The organism is Nodosilinea sp. FACHB-131, from assembly GCF_014695395.1.
Taxonomy (GTDB): Bacteria; Cyanobacteriota; Cyanobacteriia; order Phormidesmidales; family Phormidesmidaceae; genus Nodosilinea.
The window spans coordinates 15,457-33,760 of record NZ_JACJOF010000031.1 but is presented as its reverse complement, the minus strand read 5'-3'; the positions used below and the strand labels follow the sequence as shown (position 1 = coordinate 33,760).

Annotated in this window: 13 protein-coding genes; 6 read left to right on the top strand and 7 right to left on the bottom strand. The window is 59.0% G+C overall.

The annotated features are described in order from the left end of the window. Positions 1-14: 14 nt before the first annotated feature. Positions 15-932: an NAD(+) kinase gene (locus tag H6F75_RS21365; protein ID WP_190754470.1), complete on the bottom strand. Its 918-nt coding sequence runs from the start codon at positions 930-932 to the stop codon at positions 15-17. Positions 933-1,228: 296 nt separating this feature from the next. On the opposite strand from H6F75_RS21365, the gene H6F75_RS21360 reads away from it, so the two are divergent. Next, positions 1,229-1,489, top strand: a complete 261-nt coding sequence (locus H6F75_RS21360; protein ID WP_190521372.1) for a DUF3146 family protein — start codon at positions 1,229-1,231, stop codon at positions 1,487-1,489. Positions 1,490-1,629: 140 nt separating this feature from the next. Here the strand turns inward: H6F75_RS21360 and H6F75_RS21355 are convergent, their stop codons facing one another. Further along, on the bottom strand, positions 1,630-2,031 hold the full coding sequence (locus H6F75_RS21355; protein WP_190754497.1) for a Holliday junction resolvase RuvX: 402 nt from the start codon (positions 2,029-2,031) through the stop codon (positions 1,630-1,632). Between the two features lie 307 nt (positions 2,032-2,338). On the opposite strand from H6F75_RS21355, the gene smc reads away from it, so the two are divergent. Together smc and H6F75_RS21345 are read left to right on the top strand one after the other, a co-directional pair. Continuing rightward, positions 2,339-6,058: a chromosome segregation protein SMC gene (gene smc, locus H6F75_RS21350; protein ID WP_190754469.1), complete on the top strand. Its 3,720-nt coding sequence runs from the start codon at positions 2,339-2,341 to the stop codon at positions 6,056-6,058. A gap of 269 nt (positions 6,059-6,327) precedes the next feature. Continuing rightward, positions 6,328-7,251 (top strand): PRC-barrel domain-containing protein, encoded by a 924-nt coding sequence (locus H6F75_RS21345; protein WP_190754468.1) that lies wholly within the window; start codon positions 6,328-6,330, stop codon positions 7,249-7,251. Positions 7,252-7,304: 53 nt separating this feature from the next. Here H6F75_RS21345 and H6F75_RS21340 read toward each other — a convergent pair whose 3' ends face one another. The 3 genes from H6F75_RS21340 to bchD form a co-directional block, all read right to left on the bottom strand. Continuing rightward, entirely contained in the window at positions 7,305-8,297 is a 993-nt protein-coding gene (locus H6F75_RS21340) for a pentapeptide repeat-containing protein (RefSeq protein ID WP_190754467.1), read from the bottom strand. Between the two features lie 17 nt (positions 8,298-8,314). Next, positions 8,315-10,204 (bottom strand): adenylate/guanylate cyclase domain-containing protein, encoded by a 1,890-nt coding sequence (locus H6F75_RS21335; RefSeq protein ID WP_190754466.1) that lies wholly within the window; start codon positions 10,202-10,204, stop codon positions 8,315-8,317. Between the two features lie 131 nt (positions 10,205-10,335). Beyond that, positions 10,336-12,378 (bottom strand): magnesium chelatase ATPase subunit D, encoded by a 2,043-nt coding sequence (bchD, locus tag H6F75_RS21330; protein ID WP_190754465.1) that lies wholly within the window; start codon positions 12,376-12,378, stop codon positions 10,336-10,338. 334 nt (positions 12,379-12,712) lie between these two features. Here bchD and H6F75_RS21325 point away from each other — a divergent pair, with 334 nt between their 5' ends. Both H6F75_RS21325 and H6F75_RS21320 read left to right on the top strand, forming a co-directional pair. After that, positions 12,713-13,312 carry a hypothetical protein gene (locus tag H6F75_RS21325; RefSeq protein WP_190754464.1) on the top strand — a complete coding sequence of 200 codons (600 nt, stop codon included), beginning with the start codon at positions 12,713-12,715 and terminating at the stop codon, positions 13,310-13,312. Between the two features lie 107 nt (positions 13,313-13,419). Further along, positions 13,420-13,818: a gamma-glutamylcyclotransferase gene (locus H6F75_RS21320; RefSeq protein ID WP_190754463.1), complete on the top strand. Its 399-nt coding sequence runs from the start codon at positions 13,420-13,422 to the stop codon at positions 13,816-13,818. Here H6F75_RS21320 and selD read toward each other — a convergent pair. Next, the gene (gene selD / locus H6F75_RS21315; RefSeq protein WP_242020258.1) at positions 13,797-16,091 is read right to left on the bottom strand and encodes a selenide, water dikinase SelD; all 2,295 of its coding nucleotides are present in this window, start codon (positions 16,089-16,091) and stop codon (positions 13,797-13,799) included. The two genes, H6F75_RS21320 and selD, sit on opposite strands and share 22 nt — an antisense overlap. Positions 16,092-16,257: 166 nt before the next feature. On the opposite strand from selD, the gene H6F75_RS21310 reads away from it, so the two are divergent. Next, the gene (locus H6F75_RS21310) at positions 16,258-16,905 is read left to right on the top strand and encodes a PRC-barrel domain-containing protein (protein ID WP_190754462.1); all 648 of its coding nucleotides are present in this window, start codon (positions 16,258-16,260) and stop codon (positions 16,903-16,905) included. 190 nt (positions 16,906-17,095) lie between these two features. Here the strand turns inward: H6F75_RS21310 and H6F75_RS21305 are convergent, their stop codons facing one another. Further along, positions 17,096-18,226: a cob(I)yrinic acid a,c-diamide adenosyltransferase gene (locus tag H6F75_RS21305; RefSeq protein WP_190754461.1), complete on the bottom strand. Its 1,131-nt coding sequence runs from the start codon at positions 18,224-18,226 to the stop codon at positions 17,096-17,098. Between the last annotated feature and the right edge of the window lie 78 nt (positions 18,227-18,304).

The following is an 18,304-nucleotide window of genomic DNA, read 5'->3' as shown; positions in this document are numbered from 1 at the left end:
CATCCAGCCACCCCTCACGGCAACTCTACCGACGTTGGCTTAGCAATATGCGGCAGTCCCCAGCCCAGCTTTTCGCGCAGTACCGTAAAGAACTCCGGCGGTTTTAGCCGAATGAACCGCGCCGGATAAGGTGCACGGCAGGTGCTCACCTCGTCTTTGGTCATGACGTAGCAGCCTGCGTTGCCGTCCACAATCAGCACTAGGGGGTCGGGGTTGGCTGAGCGAATCACCACCTGTTCGCGATCGGGGAACACCAGCCCTCGAGACGCCAGCGAATGCGGGCAAATGGGGATGAGTTGAGTTACTGACACCCCAGGGGTAATTACTGGACCGCCTGCCGAGAGCGAATAGGCCGTAGACCCGGTGGGCGTTGATACAATAATGCCGTCAGCCGCAATATCCACCGGGGAGTGACAGCCGATCGCCACTTCAAAATGACACATGCTGGTCAGGGGCTCACGGTGCAGCACCATCTCGTTGAGGCAAAGGGCTTCCCATACGAGGCTAGACTCGTGGAAAAGGCGCACCGCTAGCATGCCCCGCTCTTCAACTTCGTAGTCGCCCGCCAGCACCTGGTCGATCGCTTGGGGCAACTGGTTCAGGTAGGCCTCGGTCAAAAAACCCATGTGGCCCGTGTTTATCGTTAGCAGGGGCACCCCGATGGGGGCGAGTTGACGACAGGCCGACAGCACGGTGCCATCGCCCCCTAGCACCACAGCAAAACTCATATCGGCGTCGAAATTGGGCGGCACCAAACTGTCAAGGGGAGTATGGCAAACGGGTCGCTCGGGGTGAGAATAGCCCAAGATGCCGCCCATGCCAGTGGCCAAGCTTACGGTGTAGCCTCGACGAGTCAGTTTTTCCTCCCATTCGAGAGCGGCCTGGCAGGCCACAGGCTTAACGTCGTTGTAGATAATGCCAACCTTGGGCACAGGCGGGGTCCAACCTTACAATCGGTGAAATGAGGTAAGCGAAACGTGCTCTACACCCGCTAAGATGCCTAGCACGCTGGTGGGGATCATAGTTTATTTCTTCCTAGGCTACCGTTTTTTCGTCTAGGGTAAAACAGCCCGTGACCGAATTGCCCGATCGCTGAGGCGCTGAGCCGTATCGCTGCCCACAATATCGGGGTAGACCACAGCCTAAGCTACGGTTATCTTACCTGTGGGGGTTTTGCCTAGCCCTGCCCTCGATCACGATTATTTTGTATCGCTTTGCTTTTGCTGCCGTGACCCGTCGCCCATCTGAAACCACCGCCTACGTTCGCATTACCCACCAGTCATGGAGCCAGGGCCGCATCGAAGGCGAAGTGCGGGCTAGCACCTACGAATGGCAATTTCAGTGGCGCTTTCGCCAGGGCAACCTGCGGGTAGAGCCATCTCTGGGGCGAGCGCTGATCTGCGAACCCCTCAGCCGCTTTCTAGAACGCTTCGACTACCAGCTCGAGCCCGGCGGTGACTACTCGTTCACCATTCGGGCAAAGCTGTAGGTCAAAAGCTTGCATCTCCAGAATCACCAGTGTCTGAGGCAGCGAAACTCACTTTAAACTCGTGTTGATTGGCCAGTTCGCAGCCCTTTCTTAACCCTTGTACCCAACGTGGTGGAGTTTTACGGGTCACAGATCGTGCCCTACTCCCCTGTCAGGCGGTTCAAATAGCGCTCGATCAGCAAAATGGCCACAATATCGTCTATGGGGCGAGAAATTTTGCGCAGCGATTGAGGAATGATCCCTGCCAGTCCCGACGGGGGATACATCTGCCAGTAGCGATCGCGCGCCTCCAGCGTGGTATATCGTTCATCCACCAGCATGATCCGAGGCGGGTCAGGGAGCTGACTGAGGGTATCTTTCCAGTTCCCCGAAGCGGTTTGGTCGCCCAGCACAATGGTCGAAATTGGAAATCGCTGGCGCAGCGTAGCGATCTCATTGATTACCGCATCGGCGGCAACCACCTGCTGATAGCACAATAATCGGTCTAGCCCCATGACGGCCAAACCACATTTTTGCCGTCCGGGGTCAAAGCCCAAAATCATTGGCTGGGACAGAGGTGGGGGAGTGGGCTGGCTCACGGGGGCTGGGGGTAGATTTTCCCTTTCATTGTGCCATCCTGAATTAGTTTTCCTGGCAGGGTGCAGTTCTTGCTGCCAACCCAAAAATTTGAGGCGGCTGGCGCAAAATGTGGAGGACTTCTCCGCCATCTAGCGTACAAATTCTTCTCTTTGCACTAAACTTAGGCGGCATCAGCCTAGCTAACAGGTGTGGATCCTAGCTGCTTAAGTCAGATAGCTAAAATCCTTGCCCTATAGTACACTTGTTTCACGTCTGAGGTAACGCTGGCCAGTGCACATCAAGCGTGTCGAGCTGTCCCACTTTAAATCGTTCGGAGGTACGACCCAGGTTCCACTGTTGCCTGGGTTTACTGTCATATCTGGGCCTAACGGCTCGGGCAAGTCGAACATTCTAGACGCGCTGCTGTTTGGCTTAGGGTTGGCCAGCTCTAAGGGCATGCGGGCCGATCGCCTGCCCGACCTGGTGAACCAAAACCAGATGAGCCGTCGCGCGACCTCTGAAGCCAGCGTCACAGTCACCTTTGACCTCAGCGACGTGGCCGCCGACCTGATGATTGATAGCGACGAGGGCACCGAGGCCCAGGGGAATAGCCGCAACGGCCACAGTGCGTTGGCGAAGCCTCCCTTGCAGGGAATCGCTAACCCCAACGGTCACAACGGCAGTTCTCCCACCCTCGAAATTTCTGAGCCAGACGGCACGGCCAACGTCGTGACTCTGCCCACGGGCCGCGAGTGGAGTGTGACTCGGCGGCTGCGGGTGACCAGCCAGGGCACCTACACCTCTAATTACTACATCAACGGCGAGCCCTGCACCCTTAACCAACTCCACGAGCAGCTGCAGCGGTTTCATGTCTATCCCGAAGGCTACAACGTGGTGCTGCAAGGGGATGTCACCAGCATCATTTCGATGAACTCCCGCGAGCGTCGGGAAATTATCGACGAGTTAGCTGGGGTCGCCGCCTTCGATCGCAAAATTGACCAGGCCCGGGGCAAGCTGGAGGCCGTGCGCGACCACGAAGAGCGTTTTCGCATCGTCGAACGCGAGCTGCAAGCCCAGCTGGAGCGCCTGGCCCAAGACCGGCAAAAGGCTGAGAAGTACCAGCGCCTTAAGGAATCCTTTCAGACCAAGAGCCAGTGGGAAGCCGTGCTGCTGTGGCAGAGCCAGCAGCGAGCGATCGCGGCCCTACAGCAAACCCTAGAGCAGGGAGAGGTCAAATCTACCCAGCTAGCCGAGGCGATCGCCCAGGGGCAGGGGGCGATCGCCGCCCTCGACGCCGAACTCGCCACCCTCAATGCCCACATTCGGGCTATGGGCGAAGACGAGCACTTGGCTCTGCAATCTCAAGTGGCCACCCACGAGGCTGAGCTACGCCAGCTCCAGCGCCAAGAACAGGAGAACCGCAACGCCACCAACCAGGGATCGGCCCTTCGTCGCGACACCGAGATCGCCCGTCAGCAGCAGCAGCGCGATTTAGAGCAGGTAGGACGATCCATTGAGTCATTAACCACGGGAGAGCTAATTGCCCTTACCGAGGCCAAAAACCAGGTGCAGCAAGCTCTAGAAGAACGCCGCCAGGCGACGTTGGCGATCGCCTCTGAGTCTCAAGCCAGCATTCAGCAGCAGACCCAGCTGCGTCAGGCGATCGAAACTCTGCGGAGCGATGTCGAACCCCAGCGGGCCGAGCAGATTCGTCTGCAAGAGCGCCTGCGCCAGCTCGACCAGCAAATTGAGACGTTGACCGAGCAGCGCAACACCCTGGGGTCTGCGCCAGCAGAGTCTGATGCCGATGCCGGGTTCGCCCAGCGGTTGGCGGCAGCGGAAAAAGAAATCCAGGCGATCGCTGCCAAGATTGCCGCCGCTGAGGCAGAACTCTCTGTCCAGCGCGACACCCAAACCCGTTTGCTCAAAGAACAGCGCGACAAGCAGCGCGAACTCGACAAGCTCGAAGCCCAAACCCAGGCTCTGCAAGAGAGCCAGGGCACCCACGCCACCAAACTCCTGCTCGACAGCGGTCTGGCAGGCATCAGCGGTCTGGTCGCTCAGCTGGGCAAAGTAGACCCCAAATATCAGCTAGCCCTAGAGATCGCCGCCGGGGCCCGCCTCGGCTACTTAGTGGTGGAGAACGACCAGGTGGCCGCCAAGGGGATCGAGTTTCTCAAGCAGCGCCGCGCCGGACGGGCCACTTTTTTGCCCCTGAACAAAATTCGCGCTCCTCGGTTCACCCCCGTGCCCGATTGGAAGCGACCGGATGGCTTCCTCGACTACGCCGTCAACCTGATCGACTGTGATCCCCGCTACCGTGACATTTTTGGCTACACCTTTGGCAGCACCGTGGTGTTTGACAGCCTCACCTCAGCCCGGCAGTACCTCGGCGACTACCGCATCGTCACGCTGGAAGGAGAAATCCTCGAAACCAGTGGGGCGATGACCGGGGGTAACGTGTCGTCGCGCTCCGGTGGCCTGCACTTTGGCACCGTAGAACCGGCAGAATCCTCAGAAGCCCAAGCCCTGCGCCAGCGGTTGGGAGATATTGAGGTGATGCTAGAACGGTGCGATCGCGACCTCAACGCCACCTCCGCAACCCTGCAAACTCTCTCCCAAAGCTTAATTGCCCAACGCCAGCAATACCGCGAACTCCAGCTGGCGAACGAGCAGCAGCAGAGCCAGCAGCAGCAGCAGGCCCAGCAACTTGCCCAGCTCGAAACCCAGCTCAGTCAGCACCAGCAGGAATTGACCAGCACCCAGGCCCGCCTGCAAGAACTCGCAGTCTCCCTGCCCGCTCAGGAAGCCGAGATCGCCCGGCAGCAGCAGGCCCTCGGTGAGCTAGAGCAATCCCAGGCCCACAGCGAGTGGCAGACGGCCCAAGCGGCTGTGGGGCAGCTAGAGAGTCAGTTGAGCGATCGCCAGCAGGCCCTGCAAGACGCTGAGCGCCAGCTGCAAGAGCTGCACAACCAGCGCCAGCAGCTTGAGATCGCCCTTACCCAGGCCCAGCAGACCCTCACCACCCAGGCCCAGCAGCAGGCTGAGCGCGACCAGCAGCTTACCCAGCTCCAGCAGCAGCAGGCCGGGCTGAATGGTGAAATTGCTCAGCTGCGCCAGCAGATGGCCGCCCTCGACCAAACCCTAGCCGCCGAAAAAGCTGTTCGCGACGAGCTAGAGGGACGGCTGCGCACCCAGCGTACCCAGACCCAACAGCAGGAGTGGGAGCGCCAAAAGCTGCTCGAAACCCAGCAGGAGCGCCGCCAGCTGCTGGCCGAGGCTCAAGAATTACTGGCGACTCAAGCGGCGGAGCTGCCCGACCCCCTGCCCGAGATTCCTGCCGAAACCGATTTAGAGGAGTTGCGGAAAGAGCTGCGATCGCTCCAGCGCCGCATGGAGGCTATGGAGCCGGTCAACATGCTGGCCCTCGAAGAATACAACCGCACTGAAGAGCGTCTCACTGAGCTGACCCACAAACTCACTACCCTTGAAGAAGAGCGCACCGAGCTGCTGCTGCGCATCGAGACCTTCACCACTCTGCGCCGCCAGGCCTTCACCGAAGCCTACGATGCCGTCAACCTCAACTTCCAGTCAATTTTTGCCGAACTTTCCGATGGCGATGGCCACCTCCAGCTCGAAGACCCCGAAGACCCCTTCAACGGCGGCCTTAACCTGGTCGCCCACCCCAAGGGCAAGCCCGTGCGCCGACTGGCCTCCATGTCTGGGGGCGAAAAATCTCTCACTGCCCTCAGTTTCATCTTTGCCCTCCAACGCTATCGCCCCTCCCCGTTTTACGCCTTCGATGAGGTTGACATGTTCCTTGATGGAGCCAACGTAGAGCGACTGTCGCGTATGATCAAGCACCAGACCGAGCAGGCCCAGTTCATCGTGGTTAGCCTACGTCGCCCGATGATTGAAGCCGCCCAACGCACCATCGGCGTCACCCAGGCTCGCGGAGCCTATACTCAGGTACTCGGCATCGATTTGGAGCCCCAAAGTGCGACGCCATAGTCTTAGCCAAGGTAGACACGACATGTAGTAAAAGGCATGTCAGGTTTAAGGCTTTCCCCCATTTCCCTAAAGCCTAATTTGTCAACCAAATCAAGCTAGTAGACTGCTTGAATCTGTCTGGTAGTTCGGTCTTCCCTCCTGTAGAATTAGACGATTCTGGTTAAGATAGCTACTTAGGTTAAGGAATCGTTTTACCTCGGTAACGCGGTCTGCCACCGGCCCAGCTCCTACTAGCGCTCTGTTGTCTCGGTCCACGAGATGGATTAAACATGACCTTAGACAAATATCGTCTTCGCTCCGACTTCTTGGGCACCCAGGTGATTACCCGCAACTCTGGCCAGCGGCTGGGAATTGTGAGCCAGGTTTGGGTCGATGTAGACCAGCGAGAAGTCGTGGCCATTGGCCTACGCGAAAATATTATGTCTGGGCTGGTATCGAGCACCCAGCAGGTCATGGCCCTTACCAACATTCGCCAGATTGGCGATGTCATCTTGGTAGACGACGAAGCCGTTTTAGACGACGAAATGAGCGTGGCCCCCTACAGCACGCTGGTCAACTGTGAAGTCATCACCGAGACTGGGGAACCCCTGGGCCGAGTGCGTGGTTTTAAGTTCGACGTCACCACCGGACGACTAGAAACTATTGTGATCGCCTCCTTTGGACTGCCCCAGATTCCCGACCAGGTGATCAGCACCTACGAGCTTTCCATTGACGAAGTAGTCAGTAGCGGCCCCGATCGCCTGATTGTCTTTGAAGGTGCCGAAGAAAAAATGGTGCAGCTCAGCGTTGGCTTGCTAGAGCGCCTGGGTATCGGCAGCGCTCCGTGGGATCGCAACGACGACAGCGAATACATTATGCCGGTGTCAACTGCCAATCAGTTGCCCTCTGGGGTGCAGGTACCTGCCGAATTCAGCAAAGCCCGTCCTGCTACCACCGAAGAGCGCTGGAGCGATGATGACTGGGGCGAACCCGAGCGCATTGAAGCCCCTCTCCAGGCCCAGCAGCCTGCAGAACGCTACCAGGCCGCTACCCTAGATGACCAGAGCACCTACAAAGCCTACGACGCCGATTTCCAAGATGTCACCGAAGACGTTTGGACAGAGGAAGACGAGGGCGCACCCTACGAGGCAAAGCCCCTCAACATTCCCCAAAAGAAAAAAGTCACTGAGTACGAAGAAGAACTGGACTATTAAATATCTATGGGAGCGATTGGCGCTGTAGTTCACCAGGAACAGAGCCGCTCCTATCACTCGTGAATACTGCCATCAGGCATGGTAGTTCCCGCTAGTGTGACGTTGACTAGGGTGGTGCTACTGATTTCGGCTCGCTCTAAAATAGCCTCGCTCAGGTCGGCATCGGTGAGATCGGCCCGGCCCAAATAGGCTTCAACTAGCAGAGCTTTAGTGAGAATAGAACGACGCAGACTTACCCGAGACAGGTCAGACCGACTAAAGCGAGCGCTGGCCAAGTTGCAGTCATCCATCTGAGCTAGGGCCATGGTGGCCTCAGTAAAGTCAACCCCTTTAGCATTGACGCGGTTAAGATTAGCCTGGCTGAGGTTGCTACGGGGGAAACGGCAGTGGGTGAGATCGGCGGATTCTAAACAGCTTTGACTAAGGTCAACATCGCTAAGATTGGCATTGCACAACAGCGCCCCTTGCAAATTGGCCCCCTTGAGGTTGGCATCGCGCAGCACCGCCTCACTGAGATTAGCGCCGCTAAGGTCAACGTAGGCCAAATCGGCTCCCGAAAGATTGGTGCCCCGCAGGTCGGCTAAGTGTAGCTTAGCTCCCCGCAGATTGGTGGCGTATTTGCGGTTTTCCTGGCGTAGATTGGCGCCGCGCAGGCAAGCCCCGGTGAGGTTAGCGCCGCTGAGATCGGCGTTGCGCAAGTCGGCGCCAGTGAGATTGGCATCGAGCAAATCCGCCAGGGTCATGTTGGCGCTGCGCAGGTCAGCCCCCTGCAGGCTGGCTCCGTGCAGATCAGCATCACGCAGCATAGCAGCCGACAGATCAGCCTGGTTGAGGTTAGCGCCCCCCAGCCGCGCCCGCGACAAATTGGCCTGGCGAAAGCGCACCCGCGTTAAAAATGCCAGCATGAGGTTGGCGTTCTCGAGATCCGCCTGCACCATATTGGCCCCAATCAAATCAGCCCCGGCGAGGTCGATGCCCACCAGGGTCTTACCCTGAAAGTCCATATCGCCGCGGGCATAGGCGTCGAGCAGTTCGCGGGCATTCATATCGAAGACCAAGGGGCTTAAGCAGAAAATCGGGCGGATACAGGGGCAGCCACAGCGGGACGATCGCCAGCGTTAGATGTCTCAGAGACAACTTCAAGATGGGGGGTTGGGCTTTGAGCCTCTGCCTCTGCCGACTCTAGCAGACCATTGGGGTCTTGGGGGTAGTAGGCGCGCATTGCCTGGGCGATGGCGTTGGCCACCTGCCCGCCGTCGCCGACCCGACCGAGACAGTGGGCAATAATGGATAGCTTACTGTCTAAGTCGGAGTAGGTGGGGCAGTATTCGAAGGTTTGCTGCAGCAGGTCGTCGAGGGTGCGGCGGCTAAGGCTAGACCAGTCTTGGGTTGTATAGCCGAAGGGGCCGTAGAGACAGGAGTACAGCAAGATTTTAGCCCGCAGCGGATTGGCATACTGAATAATATCGCCCCGCAGGTCAAATAGGGACGAGCGATCGCGCCTCGGGCCTCCCGGCTCAGACCCGCTACCTATGGGGTTAGAGAGGGTGCCATGGAGGGTAGTCAAATCCGCCGGCTGGTCGTAACCGCTGCTGGACAGGGTGGTGTAGACTTCGGCAATTGGAGAGGGGCCAGAGGGCTCAGCCAGGACGGTGGCCTCGGCCAAAACTGTTTGTTCTACTAGGGCTGTGGCCTCGGCTAGGGCCTCAGGCTGGGTTTGGTAGAGGGGCTGGAACCCTACCATGATCTGGTTGGCCAGGCGGGTGTACTGCTGGCGACGGTTGAGATACTTAACAATGCGGCTCAACCGATAGCGCAGGTCTTGGGGCCGAGGTGCCAGGGTAAGCGTCTGCTGAATTAGCCCAGGCAAATAGGTCTCGCTGAGACGGCTGGGGTCGTTCTCCCACCCACCGTGACAGAGACAGTGCAGCAGCTTGCGCAGTCGCAGCGCATCGGGGCTTTGGTCAAACTGATCGGCAATGGTTTGGCAGCGCTCTTCTAGAGAACGCACGGTGAGCTGAGTGAAAACTTCGGAGGTCGCCTCAGGATTATGAAACAGCGATCGCCCATACCAGGGCTGGAGCTGCTTCATAATGGTTTCGGCTACCTCGCTGTAGAGATCTTGGCGGTTGAGCCCAGCTACCACCCGCTTTAACTGATCTTCAAATTCAGTTAGGGTCGGGTAGCGATCGCGCAGCGACAGCAGCAGCGATCGGAGGTCAAATTGATCTAGCACCGCAGGGTCATTTTCCCAGGCCTGCTGATAGGTGGCAAACACCAGTTTCTTAATGCGCAGGTTGTGGGCGTGGGTACTGAGGTGGCGCAGGGCGTTGGCTAGCAGCGCCTCCGTGGTCATGGGTAGGGTGCAGGTGTGATCCTCAGACCCCTGGGGGCCAGACTCAGTGTCTTCAGCGTGGAGCGCCAGCTGGTAGGCAGGTACCGCCTCCTCAATATTCTTGAGTTGCAGGGGACCTAAAAAGGTAGCGTGAAGATTGAGCCGAGCTTTGACTACATCGTAGATAGTGCGCGATACGCACAAGCCTCGGGGTTTGGCAAAGGTTTGCAGTCGGGCAGTAATGTTGACCCCATTGCCCATGACATCCTGCTCACTGACCAAGATGTCGCCAAGGTGGACGCCAATGCGGTGATCGAGATATTGATTGGGCTCTAGGCCCTCGGCCAGGTCGACCAGCCGCCGCTGCATCTCCAGCCCACAAGAGACCGCCTCTACAGCGCTGAGAAAGTAGATCAGCAGACCGTCACCGGTCGATTTGAGCACGGTGCCGCCAAACTCTCGGCAGATGTCGCCGATCAGCGTCAGGTCGCGATCGATCAACCGCAGAGTGCATTCTTCATCGGTTGACATGCGGGTGCTAAAGCCTACCGCATCAGTAATCATGATGGCGGCCAGCAGGCGTTGCCCCTGGGATAGCGATGACACTCGACGTTCCATGGCGACTCGCGATGGTGCACATTAGGGATAGGCTGACTCTAGAGCAGGGACCAACCCCTAGAGATTCATACCTTACATATTGCCCGTCTAGACCTTAAGATGCGCTAAATGGAGGCCAGAAGTCGAACGGTTCACCCAGTCTTCATATCTGCGATCGCTCCTCGGGCCATGGCAGCAATGGCCTGATCGGTGGCTTTAGGCAGTTGGTAGTAGCGGCCCCCGGCAGTCTTGGCCAACTCTTTACCAAACCCAGTTGAGACAAACTTGCGCTCGGTGTCAATAATCAGCAGTTGATACCCCACTCCACGAATGCGGCCGGCGATCTCTAGCAGTTCCTGCTTGATATCAGGCTTGGGGGCATCCGGCTCAGGCAGATCGCCCAGAGAGCGCGACAGCGGCACGTTGCCCCGACCGTCGGTGATCGCCACAATCACCACGCTGCCCACGTCCCCTGACTGCTGCGCGTTGATGCCCACCCGCACCGCTTGGGTGAGGCCGTGGGCTAGTGGAGAGCCGCCGCCGCAGGGCATGCGCTCTAGCCGTCGCCGCGCCATGGCGATCGAGCGGGTGGGCGGCAGCAGCACCTCTGCCTGCTCGCCCCGAAAGGGAATCAGCGCCACTTGGTCACGGTTTTGGTAGGCTTCGGTTAGCAGTTCTAGCACCGCCCCCTTAGCACTCTGCATGCGGTTCAGGGCCATGGAGCCCGAGGCATCGACCACAAAAATAATTAGCGAACCGGCTTTGCGGGCCAATCGCTTGGCGCGAATATCCCCCTGTTCGACAATCACTCGGCGACCGGGCTCGCGCTCGCGACGGGCCCTTTGGTAGGGGGCGGCAGCCCGCAGGGTGGCATCTACCGCAATGCGGCGCACTGGCCCCTGGGGCAAGAAGGGTTTGATGTAGCGGCCCCGTTCCTCAGAAAAAATCAGGTTGGCATTGCCCGACTTACCCTGGCGGCCCATGGTTTGGGCGAATAGCAGCATTGAGGGGTCAATAATAACGCCCTCGGGGTCAAAGATAAACTCCTCCGGAATGCTGGGGGGGCTGTCGTCCTCGTCGGGGGTATCGTCCTCTTCGTCTTCCTTGTCTTGATCTTCGGAGTTGTCCTGGGGCTCTTCTTGATCCTGATTGGAGGGCGGCGGCGGGGGCGGCGGGGGCGGCTCTTCGGGCATGTCTTGGGGCAGCAGGGAGCGGGGTACGATCACCAGCTCCACCGCCACCCGCAGGTCGTCGGCGTTGACCTCGGCGCGCCCCTCTAGCGCGGCGTGGGCCTTGGCCACTCGCACCGCGAACAGCTCGGCCCGGTGGCCCTGAATGCCGCCCCGCAGCGCCTCGGTCACCAGGTACTGGATCTGCTCCCGACTGATGGTGACCTCTTTGAGCCACTCGCGGGCCAAAATAATCTGGGTTCTGAGGGCGTCGATCTCATCGGCGTAGGCGGCAATCACCGCCTGGGGATCGTTGGCGAACTGGGTGGACTGCTCGACGGCGGCAACTCGGTCTTCGAGGGCCATGGCAATGTCTGCCGACAGGGCGATCGCAATGCGATCGAGCAGGTGCTGCCGCAGCGGCCCGGCCTCCGGGTTGTAGGTGGCGATCAGTAAGGGCTCGCAGGGATGCTGAAAGCTTAGGCCCTCGCGCTCGATTTGGTTGCGACGGGCGGTGAGGGCCGCCAGCAGCAGGTTGGCCACCTGATCGTCGAGCAGGTTAATGTCATCGACATACAGCACGCCCCGATTAGAGGCAGCCAGCAGCCCCGGCTGAAACACGCTCTCCCCCGCCTGAATCGAGCGGGCCACATCCACTGAGCCCAGCAGCCGATCTTCGGTCACCCCCAGGGGAATTTGCACAAAGGGGGCGGGCACCACACGGGTGGGCAGATCAAGATGGGGGCTGGAGTCGCCAAAGCGATCGCGGGTTTGGTCATCCCACAGCTGAGGGGCAGCGGGATCAGCGTTGCAGCAGGAACCTTCGACTACTTCAATGGGGGGCAACAGCTGGTGCAGCGCCCTCGCCATGACAGACTTTGCGGTGCCGCGCCGTCCGGCAATCACGACCCCGCCCAGGTTAGGGTCCACCGCCGCCAGCAGCAGGGCCATTTTGATCGCCCCCTGCTCGACAACCGCCGCCAGGGGAAATACAACCGGAATTGGGGAATCTACTGTGGCCATCATGGCGTGGTCAACGTACTTAAAAGGGGCAATGGTTCAGTCCTTCACCATATCAGGAATTGCCAAACCCTAGCCCGGCATGGCTTGCCAACGGTGGAGTATTCTGCCCTGACGCGCGATCGCGCCGTTGCCACCACTGCCATTTTGTGTTGCATTTTGTTGCAAATCGTAGAAAGCCTCAGTATTTTTCCTGGCCAATGCTCTTTTTGGGCAGCCAAACCTCCGTTATTTCAACATTGGGAAAATACTGACCATCCACCATGCTATTGAGTAAACCACTGTGTTACTGGGGGCAATCTCCAGTAACGGCCCCACCCACTGCAACTTCTACTGCCCTATGAGCGTTTCCCCCCGCCTCGATCAGGTTTCTCTGGCCCCCGCCCCGGCCATGGCCTGTAAGCTGCTGTTTGACCGCGACCTGTACACTCCCTGCCATGTTCGGGTGCCCGATATCGACCACCGGCTGTCAGCTATCTACGTCGACAATCAGTTCTACAGTTTTCTCAAGATTGTGCCTGAGGCTCGCAAGGCGCTGAATGTGGTGGCCCGCCTAGGGAAGCGAGACCATACGGCGGCAATTACACAAACCCGGCAGGGCTATGCCGTGTGGGCCCACGAGCCCCAGGCTGTTTACGCCGCCCCGGCCAGAAAGCCGGGCTACACGATTCGCCCAGTGTTTGGACCCCAGGCCTGCCTGGTGGTGACTGACGAAGCCACGTATCAGACCTGTCGGTTGCAGGTGCCCGACGTGACTAAACCGCTGATGGCGCTGACCCACAACGCTCGCTACTACAGCTTCTTTAAGCAAGATACCGATGCGGCTAAGGTGCTCGATATTGCCGCCAAACTAGCCCGTCGCGGCGATGAAACCCTACTGGTGATTGAGCCGCCGACGTTTACCCTGGCGCTGCTGGAGCCCAACGGCCGATTGGTCTAGTCAACGGTAGTAGACTGTATACAAAAAGCTGTGTTGGGGTGGCGTGATCCTCTAAGGTGATAACTTGAGGACCTTTTCACGCTCTCTCCGGCACTGGAATGCTCGCCATGACTGACACTACCGACAACATTACGGTCTTTATCTGTGGTTCGGCCCTGCGCGGTCAGCCTGACAACCAAAACCTCCAGGATGCAGACTTTCTCGGAGCGGCCGCGACAGCTCCCATCTACCGGCTGCACGCGGTAAAAGACGGCTGGCATCCAGGCATTTACGAGGTTGAGACGGGGGGAATTTCGATTCCCGGTGAGCTATACGCGATGACCCCGGAGCAATACGCCTATCTGAAAGACAATGAGCCACCGCATATGTACCCCCACGAGGTGCAGCTGGCGGATGGGGGCCAGGCGATCGCATTTCTCTATCCCAAAGACCTAATTGACGAGCACGGCTGGCCCGATATCTCGGATCACGGCGGTTGGGCCGCCTACAAGGCGGCGACTGTGTAAATTGCCCAGTCACCATTAGGGGCAGACCCAACCTCACCGACCTGGACCGCAGCGCTGTAGCCTCGGCTGTGAAGGGCATCTAGGCAGCGCTGAGCGGCCGCCGCCGGTACGGCCGCTAACAGCCCGCCAGCGGTTTGCGGGTCAAACAGTAGAGGATAGAGGGGATGGTCTGCTCCAGCAGGATCAATCCATGCGGCGGCCTGAAGGTTTTGGGGGTGAAGGGTGCTGAGGAAGCCTGCGCCCAGGGTATCGGCGGCACCGGTCAGCACGGGCAGGGCATCCATGGCGAGAGTAGCGGTAACGTTGGCGGCCCGCACCATTTCGAGCAGGTGCCCGGCGAGACCAAAGCCAGTGACATCGGTGCAGGCAGTGGCCCCGTGAGCGCAAAAGATCTCAGCGGCGGCCTGGTTGGGGGTGAGTAGGTGGGCGATCGCCTCCTCAATCCACCGCCCCTTGGCCTTGCCCTGCATATCGGCCGCGAACAACGTTCCGGTCCCCAGAGGTTGAGTGAGAATCAGGGCATCACCGGGCCGCATCCCCCCTTTACGCAGCAGGGCATTGGGGCTGGCGATGCCGTTGCAGGCAAAGCCGAGGGCTAGCTGGGGGCCAACGACAGTGTGGCCTCCCACCAGTGGAGCATTGGCGGCGAGCAGGCCTTTGAAAGTGCCGGCTAAGATTTGGTAGAGCATTTCAGCCTGCTTAGCCGGGGTGGCATAGGGTACCTGCACCAGGGCCAGCACCGTGTGGGGCTGGGCACCCATGGCGTAGAGATCGCCAAGGCAGTGCTTGAGGCAGATCTGGGCAAAGATAAACGGATCGTCTACCAGCGCGGTGAAGTAATCAACGGTCTGCACCATGACCTGCCCCGGCGGCATGGTAACTACAGCGGCATCATCGGGGGCATCTAGACCAATCAAGACGGCCTCGCTGGCGACTTCAGGAAAGTCTTGGCGCACCCGACGGAGGGCTTCAGCCAGGGTGGTGCTGCCCACCTTGGAGCCGCAGCCCGCACAGGGGGGCGAGGGAGGGACAGCGGCAGGCGTTTTAGCCGTAGGCTGAGCCATTCCCCCAACCGGCAGGTCGCGGAAGCGGGCCATGAACTTGCGATCGATGTGGTCTTTCCAGCGATGGGCCAGGGGCGACTCGATCGCGAAAGGACCGCGATCGGCAATAGCGTTGCCGTTGCCGGTTTCGATCAGGCTGAGGAACTGGCGCTGGGGGCGAAAGGGTTTGAGCGGCTGACCCTGCACAAAGCGGCGCAGGTTATCGGCTAACGGCGGCCCCTGGCGCACGGCAAACACCCCGGCCTTGGGGCGAGGGGAATTCACCATCGTCGCCACATCCCCGGCGGCAAAGACATTGGGGTGGGAGAGGGTTTGCAGGGTGTCGCCAATTTGAATAAAGCCCTCGTCAGTGAGGGATAGGCCAGACTCTTGCAGCCAAGGGGGGGCACTGGCACTGGTGACCCAGAAGACGCGATCGCACCCGACCGTCAGCCCCGACGATCCCCTTACCAGGCGCTGACCGCTGGCTTCGTCCAGGCCAATCTCCTTGACTGCTTCGTTGAGATGGAGGTGAATGTGACGCGATCGCAGCACCCGCTCCAACCGGCGACGCGTCCACCGATTGCGCTCGGGGGCCAATTCTTGGCTCCGGTGGAACAGGTGCAGCGTCAGATTAGTTGTAGGTTGATTCAAGGTGTCTAGCAGCCCCACCAGCCGTTCGTGGATGCCGATAGCTAGCTCCACACCCCCCACGCCCCCACCTACCACCGCTAGAGTGAGCGGTTTTTGAGGATTCGCTGCAACACTGTCAACTAGTTGTTGCCACTGGCGCAGCAAAGCGGGCACTGGCTTGGCGGCAATAGCATACTCCGCTGCCCCCGGCACCGATAGCGTCGCTGGGGTGCTGCCCGTATCGATCGACAGCACGTCGTAGGCCAAGGGCGGATGGTTGGCACACAGCACTCGCTGCTGGGCCAAGTCGAGCCCCACGGCGCGATCGACCACCAGGCGGCACTGAGCAAAGCGCGCCAGCGGCCGCAGGTCAATGTGAGCCTCATCAAAGCTATAGCGCCCGGCCACATAGCTGGGCAACATGCCCGAGTAGGGCGTATCAACTAGGTCGGTCAGCAACGTCAGTCGCACCCCTGGCATAGGAGCCATACCCCACTGCCGCAGCACCAGGGCGTGGGTGTGACCCCCACCCACCAGCACCACATCCATCACAATCGTCGGTTCAGCCTGCATCATGTCTATGTTCACCCATTTCATTGATGTATGCCTACTGGGGTTATAGCCGTCCCCCTATCGGGCGATGAGAGAAAAGGCCGCTTTCGCTAACCTCTGGATAGGATGAATTAAAGGAGGCTCTAACATGCCTTTACATCGGCTTAAGAACTATTATCCTAATTACCGTGAGACTCTTGCTGACGGACAAATGGATAAGATCAGTTCTTACTCTGTCTATGCCCAAGGTGAAGACAAAGTAGGCTCTGCAAAAGATTTGTTAGTGGACGACTCTGGTCATTTTCGCTATTTGGTGATTGATACCGGGCCGTGGATTTTTGGCAAAACCGTCCTGCTGCCCGTCGGCTTAGCCCGGTTTGACTACGACAACACCCGCATCTATGTCGATGGCTTAACCAAGGCCCAGGTCGAACATTTGCCAGAATATAGCGACGATATGGTGGTAGACGAGCATTACGAAGAGCGCGTCAGAGGCATCTACCAACCCATCGCCCAAGGCCGATCCAGCCGTCAGTTTTTAGGCGAAAACTACGTTTCCACTGAAGCTCAAAACGATTCTCGTGCTGGCGACCTGCGACGCATGCCCCCCATCGGCAACACGGCCAGCGCGACGGCTACCCGCAACGATTCCGTTGCAGGAGACCTGCGACGTATGGGTCCGATCGGTGCGCCTGCAAGCACGTTAACAGAAGCCCAACCTCGCAGCTCTGAGCACAATGCCAGTATCTATGATCAAGAAACCGGTTTCTACGGATTGAGCGACGAAGACAACCATGGTTTACTCCGCTCCTATGAAGAGCGTTTAGCTGCCCATCGCAGCCGCAACTGGGTTGAGTAGAAACAGCTGACCATCCCAGATCGAGCTAATAAATTCTGTAGTTGCGTTACACAGCTTATAAGGTGAAGCTTGACGAAACTCTAGAATGACGAAATGCTGATCGAAGCGGTAGCTTCGATCAGCATTTTATGTCTGAACTTGTGAATAGCTGTTCTGTTCCTTAGTTGAATGTTGACGAAAGTAACCCCCTTTAAAAGTCGACGCCGCGCTTTAAATCAATACCTTTCTCGGCGTAGTGCTTGTGGTTAAAGACTTCGGAGTGAGTACTGGCTAACTCAAAATAGGCGGGGCGATTTTTGCAGCGACCGGTGATGATGACTTCAGTGCCGCGAGGCTTACGCAGCAGCGCCTGAAGAATCGGCTCCTCGGGCAGCAGCTCTAGATCAACAGTGGGATTGAGCTCGTCGAGGATGATGGTTTTGTAGAGACCCGAGGCGATCGCCGTCCGAGCGATCTCCCAACCCCTTTCAGCCTCCACATAGTCTATTTCCTGCTGCTGTCCGCGCCAGACAATGGCATCGCGGCCGCAGCGCTGGTGGTCGACCAGATTGGGGTAAATCTTGCGCAGGGCGGCGATCGCCGCGTCTTCGGTATAACCATTGCCCCCCTTTAGCCACTGAATAATCAGCACTCGGTGAGAGAGATCTTGGCTGATGCCCCGACCAATGGCTTGGAGAGCTTTGCCCAGGGCGCTGGTCGATTTGCCCTTGCCCGAGCCCGTATAGATCTCAATGCCCTCAATGCCTTCAATGCCCTCGGGCCGAGGCTGGGGCTTCATCTCTGAATGCAGATTGGCCACATCGAGCAGCGGCTGGGGGGCGCCGCGCCCGGTGGCGATAATCTCCAGATGCTCGGGTTTGTTGAGTAGGGTTTTGGCCACCTCGTCGACGCTGAGTAGCCCCAGGTCGAGCACTGGGTTGATTTCGTCGAGCACCACTACGGAGTAAAGGCCCGAGGCGATCGCGCCCTTGGCTACATCCCAGCCCCGTTGGGCCTCCTGCTTGTCAAATTTGGTAATTTCCTCAGGGCCAAAAAACTCGGCCCGCCCGGTGCGCACCTGGTCAATCAGGTGGGGAAAGCCCCGCTGGAGCGCTTCGATGGCGGCGTCTTCGTCGTAGGTGCGGCCCGGCCCCTTGAGAAACCGCAGCAGCAGCACCCGGCTCTCTAAAAAATTCTGAATGCCCAGACCGATGGAGCGCAGCACCACCCCCAGAGCCACCTGGGACTTGCCCTTGCCCTCGCCGTCGTAGACGTGAATTTGCCCCGTGAGCCGCTCGTTGCCCTGCTGGGCCGTGCGGATGCCAATGCCGGTTCTAACCATGGATGTTGCGGATTGCGTACTAGGTGTGCGTATTCTTGAGCGGCCCGATCTAAGATCTTAGCGAAAGCCGGGCCGAGG